Below are 9,322 nucleotides of genomic sequence, written 5' to 3' on the forward strand. Positions count from 1 at the left end.
GCACCGCCGAAAAGCACTACCGGGATGGTTGCACGAGTACAACCACCACAGGCCCCACACCGCCATCGGCAGCTCACCACCGATCAGCCGGTTGACCAACCTGTCGAGTCAGTACAGCTAGCGGGCCTGCCCGGGCCGGCGCAGGCCGGAACCGGTCCCCGAGACGACGGGGGTGGGACCGGTCGAGGTCGGTGCGGGCTTCTGGGCCGCCTGGCCCGGCCCGCTGCTCGTGCCGGGTGTGCCGCCGGTCGGTGCGGTCGCGGTCGGTGCGGGCGTCTCTGGCGCGGACCCCGCCACCGGGGGCCGCGCCTGCTGCCCCTGCTGGGTGCCCGACACCTCGGCACCCAGCAGGGCGTGGAGCCGGGTGATCTCCGAGTGCACCCCGTCGCGGAGCCCGCCGAGGCGACGCAGCTCCTGCTCGGCACCCTCGCGGCGGCGCCGGCACTCGTTGTCGGTGCGCACCTGCAGCTGCTCCGCCCGGGCCTGGGCGTCGGCGAGCGTCTTCTCCGCGCTGCGCTGCGCCTCGTCGGTGATCCGCTGGGACTCCTCGCGCGCGTCGGCAAGGGTGGCCTGCGCCTGCTGCTCCCGCTCCTGGATCGCGACGTTGCGGGTGGTCGTCTCCTTGTCCAGCTCGGTGGAGCGCGCGATGAGGGTCTGCTCGACCTCGTGACGGTGCTTCTCCGCGTCCGACCGCGCCTGCTCGAGGACCGTGGCCGCCTCCTTGGCGGCGCGGGCTCGCACGTCCGCGGCCTCGTGCTCGGCGAGGCGGAGGATCTTCTCGGCGCGGAAGCCGAAGCTCTCCTGCGACATCGCCGGCTCGGCGTTCTCGCCCCGGGCCCGGGTGGCGCGCAGCTCCTCCTCCAGCGTGCGGACGCGCTGCTCGGCCACCTGGCGGGCCTGGGTCGACGCGGCGAGACGGTCGCTGAGCTCCCGCAGGTGCCCTTCGACCTGGTCGCGGTCGTAGCCCCTGCGGACGAGGTCGAACTGGGGGACGCCGGGGGAACCGCTGGAAAGAATCGCCACGTCACGGAAGTCTCGCCGGGCCGTGCCCGCCCGGTCCAACACGGCACGGCGGGCGGGTCCGTTGCTGCGTTCGGCGGTCGCGCGTACGTCCGGTGGACGACCGGTCGCGGCGGCGCGCCGCTCGGCGACGCCGCCCCGCGCCGTCAGGAGGCCTTGCGGGCGGCGATGCCCCTGACGTCCGCCGATCCGTCCGCCGCCGGGGAGGCGTCCCCGCCAGCGCCCGCGTCCCCGGCCGACAGCGCCGCGGCGATCTCCGCACCCAGCAGCTTGTGCAGCCGCGCGATCTCCGTGCGGACACCCTCGTGCAGCGACCTCAGCCGGCGCAGGTCCTGCTCGGCGGTCTCGCGGCGGCGGCGGCACTCGTCGTCGGTGCGGCGGCGCAGCTGCTCGGCACGGGCCTCGGCCTCGGCGACGAGCTTGTCGGCCCCGGAGCGGGCGTCCTCGCCGATACGGCCGGCCTCCTCGCGGGCGCCGGCGAGGAGGGCCTTCGCCTGCTCCTCGCGCTCCTGGACGGCGACGGTGCGCTGCGCGGCCTCCTTGTCGAGCTCGGTGGAGCGGGTGATGAGGGCCTGTTCGACCTGGTGGCGGTGCTTTTCGGCCTCGCCGCGCGCGTGCTCGATCACGGCCGCGGCCTCCTTCGCGGCGCGGGCGCGCACGTCGGCGGCCTCGTGCTCCGCCATGCGGAGGATCCTCTCGGCGCGGAACCCGAAGCTCTCCTGGGACATGGGCCGCTCGGTGCGCAGCGCCCGCAGCTCCTCGTCGATGGTGCGCACGCGCTGCTCGGCGGAGTCGCGAGCCTGCTCGGAGGCCGTGAGGCGGCCCTTGAGCTCGGTCAGGCGGAGGTCGACCTGCTCGCGGTCGTAACCACGGCGGACGATGTCGAAAGTGGGGGCGGGGGATTCGGGGAAGTCATGACGGGGAGTGGTCACGTACGGAGTCTTCTACCCCGTACGGGCGACGGTCGACCCGTTCAGCGGTGGACGGGGTCGGATCTGCGGCTGACGGTCACCCAGTGTGCCTATCGCGGCTGGGGCGGCACAGGTGCGGCCCGGCCCGCTCCGCAGGGCGGCGCCGAGGACCCTCGCGGGTCGCGGGCGCAGCCCGTCCACGCCGAGCGCCGGGTCGGTCCACGCGGCGTCGATGCGACTCGCGGGCCTCGTGCACGCCGCTGCCGGCGCGGCATGCTTCCCCCGGAAGGGTGGTGGTGCATGGGCTCGTCACTGCAGGTGCGGTGCTCGGGCCCCTCCAGGTGCTCGTCGACGGCGCGCCGGCGGACGTCCGCGGGCCGAAGCGCCGGGCGCTGCTCGCCCTGCTCGCCCTCGCCGGCGGGCGCGCGGTCACCGTCGACCACCTGCTCGTCGCGCTGTGGCCCGCCGACGGCGCCGAGAAGGCCAGGTGTCGCGCCTGCGCGCCGACCTGGGGCGCGGCGCCGGAGCGGCTGGAGCGGCGCCTACCGGCTCGCCGTCCCCGCCGAGGACGTGGACGCCGGCCGCGCGCGGTCGCTGCTCACCCGGGCCCGTGCCACGCAGGACCCGGCCGCGGTGGTGTGGCGCGATCTCGCCGAGATCCGCCGCTGGGCCGACGAGCTCGCCGCCGATCCGCGACTCGCCGGGCATGCGCAAGAGGCGGGTCGTCCTCGCCGGGGCGTCGCGGGCGGCGTACATGCGGGGCGATCCCGCCGCCGCGGAACGGCACGTCCGCGCGTGCCTGGCGCTGGGCGGCGACCTGGACCGCTGGTACGCCCACACCTGCCTGGCGCTGGTCGCGCTCACGCGGGGCGACTTCGCCGCGGTCGTCGAGTACTTCGCCGGCACCGGCAACTGGTCGCACCTGTGGACGACGCTGCGCAACCTCGCGCGCGTGCTGCGCGCCATCGCACGCGGGCTGGCCCCGCCTGCCGCGGGGCGCTCGGCGTGAGGGCTGCCGTCAGGACACCGCGGGCCGCAGCGCCTCCGGCACCCCCTCCGCGATCTCGAACAGCGCGAGGAGTCCGGTGGCCTCCAGGGCGCGCGTGACGATGCGCGAGCCCGGGACGAGGCGCAGCGTGTGACCCCGGCGGTCCGCACCGTCCTTCGCCGCGACGAGCACGGCGAGCCCGGCCGAGCCGAGGAACGTCACCTGCGTGAGATCCAGGACGAGCAGGGCGGCGGTGGGCAGGTGCTCGTCGAGCTGGGCGCGCAGCACCGGGGCGGTGAGCGTGTCGATCTCGCCGACCACGTGGATCACCAGGGTGTCCTCGCCGTGCGGGACCACGTCGAAGCGGACGACCTCGCCGACGTCGCCGGGATCCCCGGCCGTCGTCTCGGTGTCGGCGGGTCGATCGGTCATCCGTGCTCCTCCCGGATGGTGGGGCCAGGTGGTCGGCCCTGTGGCACGGACGGTCACGGTGGGCTGGCCTTTCCTGACAACCCTACGACCGCGTGTGTGGCCGGTGCCACGCGCCCCTGCGCCCGCCGCGCGGACCGGAGTGATCACCGGGTGGGGTTAGGGTGCGACCCATGGACGTCACCGGGCGGCCGCGGGCGGCGATCGTCGTCACGGGCAGCGAGCTGCTCACCGGCACCATCTCGGACGCCAACGGCCCGTGGCTGGCCCGGCAGCTGTCGGATCTGGGCTTCGAGGTGGCGCACCTGTTCGTCGTCGGCGACCGACCCGCGGACCTGACCGCGGCCCTGGAGTACGTCTCCGGGTGCGCCCTGGTCGTCACGAGCGGGGGCCTGGGGCCGACGGCGGACGACCTCACCGCCGAGCTGGTCGCCCGATTCGCGGGCGCGGAGATGGTGCTCGACGAGCCGATGCGGGCCTGGATCGCGGAGCGCGTCACCGCGTGGGCGCGGCGCAACAAGGTCGGCGAGGAGGTGTTCGCCGCGCTCGACGTGGGCACCCGCAAGCAGGCCATGGTGCCGGTGGGTGCAGTGGCGCTGCCGCCCGTCGGCACCGCGCCGGGGCTGGTCGTGCGCCGTCCGGGCGGCCCGCTGGTGGTGGTGTTGCCCGGGCCGCCGCGGGAGCTGCAGGGGATGTGGCCGTCCGTGCTCGACGCCGCACCGGTCAAGGAGCTGCTCGCCGGGGTGCCGGCCGCAGCGGCCCGGTCGCTGCGGTTCGTCGGGCTGCCGGAGCCGCGGATCGCCGAGACCCTGCGCGAGCTGGGCGCCGACCACGACCTGAACGCCGTCGAGGTCACGACGTGCCTGCGCCGCGCCGAGCTGGAGGTCGACGTGCGGCCGCGTCCCGGTGCCGAGCACGTCGCGCAGGCACTGGCGGAGGCGATCGTCGCGCGCCACACCCGCGAGCTGGTGAGCGCCGACGGCACGTCGACCGACGAGCTGCTCGCCCGCGCGCTGCTCGACCGGGGCTGGTGGGTGGCGACCGCGGAGTCGTGCACCGGCGGGATGCTCGCTTCCCGGCTGGTGGACCGGGCGGGGTCCTCGGCGTACGTCGCGGGCGGCACCGTCGCGTACTCGAACGCCGCGAAGGTGTCGCAGCTCGACGTCCCCGCCGAGCTGATCGAGGCACATGGCGCGGTGTCACCGGAGGTCGCGCGGGCGATGGCGGACGGGGCGCGGGCCCGGTTCGGCGCGGACGTCGCGGTCGGCATCACGGGCGTCGCCGGGCCGGACGGGGGCACGGAGGCCAAGCCCGTCGGCTACGTCTGCTTCTGCCTCACCACCGGGGACGGGCTGGTCGTCGCGCGCGACCCGGTGCTGCCCGGCGGACGGGCCGACATCCGCGAACGCGCCACGGACGTCGCCGTGCACCTGCTGCTGCGGGCGGCGCGCGGGTCCTGACGGTTCCGGGTGCCGGGCCGGACACGGGGCGGCTCGGGCCATGATCACCGTGGCAGGTACATCCCGTTCGGATACGAGCGTCCTGCACCGGTGATGGTGATCATCGTGCGGCGGGCGCCCTGCACGGCCTGGGGCGCTGTCCACGCCGCCTCCCGAACCCTTGCCGAGGGGGCGCACCGCGACGTCGAGGCGGTCTGCAGTGTGTGCCACCACGCGTAGCTGGGTACCGGCGCCCGCACACATGTGCGAGGGCCCGCGGGCGGGCGTCGGCTGCGTGGGTGGGCCGGGCGTCGGGTGCCGTGGGCGGGCCGTCCCGCGTGTCACCGGTAGATCCGGCTGGGGTCCGAACGCCGCTCGCCGGTGCGTGCCGGAGCTGTCACGATGGGTGCCCGACCCGGGAGGTGGGACATGCGGCGGTTCGGCGACGGTCTGGCGGTCGGGCCGGACCTGGAAGGCGCGGCCGAGGTCGCCGTCGCCCAGGCGTGCGGCCCGCTGGACGGCACCCCGCCGGATCTCGTCGCGGTCTTCGTCGCCCCCGGCCGACAGGGTGGCGACGCAGCGGCCCGCGCCGCCCGCCGGGCTACCGAGCTCGCCGGCGGCCGCACGACGTTCGGTGCCACCGCGGGCGGCGTGATCGGCGACGGTCGCGGAGTGGAGCAGGAGCCCGCCGTCGCGGTCTGGGCGGCGGTGCTGCCCCAGGTGCGCGTCACACCGGTGCGGCTCACCGCGCTGCGCAACGAGACCGGGATCGGCATCGACGGCCTGCCCACGATCGGCTCCGACGATCGTGTGGCGGCGCTGCTCGTCGACCCGTACTCGTTCCCGGTCGGCGGGTTCCTGGAGCGCACCAACACGCTCGCCCCCGGGTTTCCGCTGGTCGGAGGCCTTGCGAGTGCGGCAGCCGGGCCGGGTGCGAACCGGCTGTTCCTCGACGGCGAGGCGCACGACCGGGGCGCGGTGGGGGTGCTGCTCGGCGGCGAGGTCGGCGCGCGCACCGTGGTGAGCCAGGGCTGCCGCCCGATCGGGCCTCCGATGATCGTCACCCGTGCCGAGCGCAACGTGCTGCTGGAGCTGGCCGGGGCGCCCGCCTACCAGCGGCTCGCCGAGATCGTCACCGCCTTGCCGCCGCCGGAGCAGGCGATGGTCGCCCGTGGGCTGCACCTGGGCGTCGCGATGAACGAGTACGCCGACGACCACGGTCGCGGCGACTTCCTCATCCGCGGCGTCCTCGGCGCGGACGAGGCGGCGGGCGCCGTCGTCGTCGGGGACCTGGTGGAGATCGGGCAGACCGTCCGCTTCCAGGTGCGCGACGCGGCCGGTGCGGGGGAGGACCTCGCCGAGCTGCTCTCCGGCGCCCCGGCGCGGGGCGCGCTCCTGTTCTCCTGCAACGGCCGCGGCACCGCGATGTTCGACTCCGCCGACCACGACGTCCGCGTCGCCCGGTCGGCCTTCGGGGACGCCGCGATCGCCGGGTTCTTCGCGGCGGGGGAGATCGGGCCCGTCGCGGGGCGCAACCACCTGCACGGGTTCACCGCATCGGTGCTCGCCTTCCCTTGACCGCGAGTTGCGCATCCCGCCGCCGCGAGTTGCGCATTTCGCCAGGCCGTCTTGCCCACCCTGTCCCGACGGAACCCGCGTCACGGCCTGATGAGATGCGCAACTCGCGCGGCCACCCCGCCCGCAGACCGTCGGCCACCTGCCCGCAGACCGTCGGCTACGGGCTCGCGGACTCCCCCGCGGGGCAGCTCGCCTGGGCCGTCGAGAAGTTCCACGCCTGGACCGACGACCACGGCTCGCCCGCGGACGCCGTCGAACGACCGGCTGCTCGACAACGTGATGCTCTACTGGCTCCCCGACGCCGCCGCGTCCTCGGCGCGGATCTACCGGGAGAGCTACGGGCGCCGCAGACTGGACCTCGTCCCCGTCCCGTCCGGCGTGATGATCTTCCCCCGGGACCTGCACCGGCCCCCGCGGCGCTGGGTGGAGCGCCGGTTCACTGACCTGCGCCACTGGTCGGCCGCGCCGCGCGGCCGGCACCTCGCGGCCCTCGAGCAGCCGGGCATCCTCGTCGAGGAGTTGCGGGTGTTCTTCCGCGAGGTGCGCTGATCCCCGCCGGCTCTCACCAGCGGCAGCGGTCCGGCCCGTCGCCGGAGTCCACGGCCCGGAAAGCCAGGAGATGGCGCTCCCACCACGGCAGGGGTGCGGCGAGCTCCGGGTCCGCGGTGGCGTCGGCGACGGAGCGGGTGTCGCCCGCGTGCGTGTAGGTGAGCGCGACGCCGCGGATCCCCGCGTCGCGCCACAGCAGCACGGTGCGTCGCAGCTCCCGGTACGGGACGACGACGGGCGCCGGCTCGGACGACCACCGCGCCGCCCGCCGCACGTATGACGCTCCACCGAGGACCGTCGTGAGCGGGCTCAACATCGCCCGGTCGGGCAGCCGCAGCGCCGTCACCGTGACGGTGTCGCGCGCGAACCCGGCGACGTCCAGCGCCGCCGTTCCCGGCACGAGGTGGTTGGTGGTGCCCTGCTCGGTGTGCAGGTTGGAGAACATCGAGTAGTTCGCGACCGTCTTGAGCCCCAGGTACGGCGTCATCCCGTTCGCGAACGCCACGAGCGGGACGAGCAGCAGTACCGCGGGCCGCCATCGCCACCGCAGCCACGGCGCGCGGGTGGCGAGCCCGGCGAGCACCAGCGGCAGCATCAGCGCACCCACCGCGACGTACCAGGTGCCGACCAGCAGCAGGTGCACCGCCGGACCGGACACGCCGAGGGCGGCCGTCACCAGCCCCACGAACACGTGCCCGCCGAACGCCGCGAGCGCCACGCCGCGCAGCCGCGCCTCCCGGCCCGCGAGCCCCGCGAACACCTCCCGCGGCACCAGCAGCACGTACAGCGCGACGACGACCGTCGCGAAGTCGAAGAAGGACGCAGGTGCGAGCACGGCGTGGAACCCGACCCCGAGCGCCACACCCCACCGCCGCCACGCCGGGACGGCGAGCAGCACGAGGATCGCGGCCTCGACCGTCACCGTCCCCGCCGCCGCGGCCGACACCACCGCGGGCGGGAACGCAGGCGTGCCACCGCTCAACGACACGAGCTGGCCGAGCAGTGTGCCCGCGCACGACGTGGCCGGGTCGAAGAACGCCGTGTTGAGCTTGTGGAACACGGTGAACGCGTAGACGACCAGCAGCACCAGCCCCACCGGGCTGCGCGACGTGTCGAGCCAGCGGGCCGCGAACGGTTCCGGCCCGGGGCGCCAGAACGCGTGCAGCGCCGCCCCGCCCAGGGCGACCGCGACGAGCAGGCTCAGCACGAGATGGTTCGACGCCGCTGGCAGGTGCAGCGCCGCCACCAGCGCGTCCGCTGCGAGGAACGGCAGGAAGGTGGCCACCGACGGGTACAGCAGCGCCGGGAGCCCCACGACCAGCACCGGCAGCACCGCGAGCGGCTCGCTGTCCGAGTAGTGGAACGCGAGCGCCATCACCCAGAGCGTGACGAACCAGCGCAGCTGGACGTCCGCCCCGGCCGTGTGGCGTCCTTGGCGAGAGTCGGCGGGGTGGACGTCCGGCGCCCCGGCCGGTGCGGCCGGGGTCGGCTGGGGCGAGTTCATGACCCTCCGGGGGCTGCGGCGGTACCCGGTCCAACGAGCGGAGGACGTCCGGGTGGCGGCCGGGGCTCCGACGGGCCGCGGCGGGTCAGTCGCCTGCCAGTGCCACCGCCTCGACGGCCTCCACAGCGTGCGCGAACTGCGTGTGGTGCAGCTCGGCGTACCGGCCCCCGGCGGCGAGCAGCTCGGCATGACGGCCCCGCTCGACGATCCGGCCGTCCTCGACCACGAGGATCTGGTCGGCGGCACGGATGGTCGACAGCCGGTGCGCGATCACCACGGCCGTCCGTCCGTCGAGCGCCTCGGCCAGTGCCTCCTGGACCGCGGCCTCGGAGGTCGAGTCCAGGTGGGCGGTGGCCTCGTCCAGCACCACGATCCGCGGCCGGGCGAGCAGCAGCCGGGCGATGGTGAGCCGCTGGCGTTCCCCGCCGGAGAGGCGGTAGCCCCGCTCGCCCACGACGGTGTCCAGGCCGTCCGGCAGCGAGACGACCAGGTCCGCGAGGCGCGCCCGGCGCAGGACCTCCCAGAGCTCGGTCTCGTCGGCACCGGGCCGGGCGAGCAGCAGGTTCGACCGGATCGACTCGTGGAACAGGTGCCCGTCCTGCGTGACCAGGCCGAGCGCGCCGCGGATCGTGTCGAACCCGAGCTCCCGCACGTCCACCCCGCCGATGCGCACGGATCCGGCGTCGACGTCGTAGAGGCGGGGGAGGAGCTGCGCGATCGTCGACTTCCCGGCCCCTGACGACCCGACGAGCGCGATCATCTGCCCGGGCTCGGCGCGGAACGACACGTCGTGGAGCACCTCGACGCCGCCGCGGACGTCGAGCTGGGCCACCTCCTCCAGGGACGCGAGCGAGACCCGGTCCGCGGACGGGTAGGCGAAGGACACGCCGCGCAGCTCGACGGA

General features: G+C 75.4%; 10 protein-coding genes. 5 read left to right on the plus strand and 5 right to left on the minus strand.

Annotated features, from left to right (window positions below; genetic code table 11):
- Positions 1-121: integrase core domain-containing protein (locus AB7J25_RS28635; RefSeq protein WP_428514154.1), on the plus strand; the 121-nt coding region annotated here is incomplete at its 5' end.
- On the opposite strand, the gene AB7J25_RS28640 is transcribed toward AB7J25_RS28635, so the two are convergent.
- Positions 118-1,023 (minus strand): hypothetical protein, encoded by a 906-nt coding sequence (locus AB7J25_RS28640; protein ID WP_428514137.1) that lies wholly within the window; start codon positions 1,021-1,023, stop codon positions 118-120. The two genes, AB7J25_RS28635 and AB7J25_RS28640, sit on opposite strands and share 4 nt — an antisense overlap.
- Positions 1,024-1,166: 143 nt before the next feature.
- The gene (locus AB7J25_RS28645; RefSeq protein WP_428514139.1) at positions 1,167-1,952 is read right to left on the minus strand and encodes a hypothetical protein; all 786 of its coding nucleotides are present in this window, start codon (positions 1,950-1,952) and stop codon (positions 1,167-1,169) included.
- Positions 1,953-2,637: 685 nt separating this feature from the next.
- On the opposite strand from AB7J25_RS28645, the gene AB7J25_RS28650 reads away from it, so the two are divergent.
- Positions 2,638-2,940: a hypothetical protein gene (locus tag AB7J25_RS28650; protein ID WP_428514141.1), complete on the plus strand. Its 303-nt coding sequence runs from the start codon at positions 2,638-2,640 to the stop codon at positions 2,938-2,940.
- Positions 2,941-2,949: 9 nt separating this feature from the next.
- Here AB7J25_RS28650 and AB7J25_RS28655 read toward each other — a convergent pair whose 3' ends face one another.
- Positions 2,950-3,351, minus strand: coding sequence for an STAS domain-containing protein (locus AB7J25_RS28655; protein WP_428514143.1), 402 nt, complete (start codon positions 3,349-3,351; stop codon positions 2,950-2,952).
- Positions 3,352-3,521: 170 nt separating this feature from the next.
- Here AB7J25_RS28655 and AB7J25_RS28660 point away from each other — a divergent pair, with 170 nt between their 5' ends.
- The 3 genes from AB7J25_RS28660 (at position 3,522) to AB7J25_RS28670 (ending at position 6,914) form a co-directional block, all read left to right on the plus strand.
- Positions 3,522-4,808: a competence/damage-inducible protein A gene (locus tag AB7J25_RS28660; RefSeq protein ID WP_428514144.1), complete on the plus strand. Its 1,287-nt coding sequence runs from the start codon at positions 3,522-3,524 to the stop codon at positions 4,806-4,808.
- Between the two features lie 408 nt (positions 4,809-5,216).
- Complete coding sequence (locus AB7J25_RS28665; RefSeq protein WP_428514146.1) at positions 5,217-6,365, plus strand: FIST signal transduction protein; 1,149 nt, start codon at positions 5,217-5,219, stop codon at positions 6,363-6,365.
- A gap of 276 nt (positions 6,366-6,641) precedes the next feature.
- On the plus strand, positions 6,642-6,914 hold the full coding sequence (locus AB7J25_RS28670; protein ID WP_428514148.1) for a hypothetical protein: 273 nt from the start codon (positions 6,642-6,644) through the stop codon (positions 6,912-6,914).
- Positions 6,915-6,927: 13 nt separating this feature from the next.
- Here AB7J25_RS28670 and AB7J25_RS28675 read toward each other — a convergent pair whose 3' ends face one another.
- On the minus strand, positions 6,928-8,418 hold the full coding sequence (locus AB7J25_RS28675) for a hypothetical protein (RefSeq protein WP_428514150.1): 1,491 nt from the start codon (positions 8,416-8,418) through the stop codon (positions 6,928-6,930).
- Positions 8,419-8,503: 85 nt separating this feature from the next.
- On the minus strand, positions 8,504-9,322 hold an 819-nt coding region (locus tag AB7J25_RS28680), incomplete at its 5' end, for an ABC transporter ATP-binding protein (protein ID WP_428514152.1).

The organism is Pseudonocardia sp., assembly GCF_050246655.1.
GTDB lineage: Bacteria > Actinomycetota > Actinomycetes > Mycobacteriales > Pseudonocardiaceae > Pseudonocardia.

Coding starts and splice junctions, on each gene's coding strand:
- AB7J25_RS28650 (WP_428514141.1), top strand. CDS start 2,638: ATGCGCAAGAGGCGGGTCGTCCTCGCCGGGGCGTCGCGGGCGGCGTAC.
- AB7J25_RS28655 (WP_428514143.1), bottom strand. CDS start 3,351: ATGACCGATCGACCCGCCGACACCGAGACGACGGCCGGGGATCCCGGC.
- AB7J25_RS28660 (WP_428514144.1), top strand. CDS start 3,522: ATGGACGTCACCGGGCGGCCGCGGGCGGCGATCGTCGTCACGGGCAGC.
- AB7J25_RS28665 (WP_428514146.1), top strand. CDS start 5,217: ATGCGGCGGTTCGGCGACGGTCTGGCGGTCGGGCCGGACCTGGAAGGC.
- AB7J25_RS28675 (WP_428514150.1), bottom strand. CDS start 8,418: ATGAACTCGCCCCAGCCGACCCCGGCCGCACCGGCCGGGGCGCCGGAC.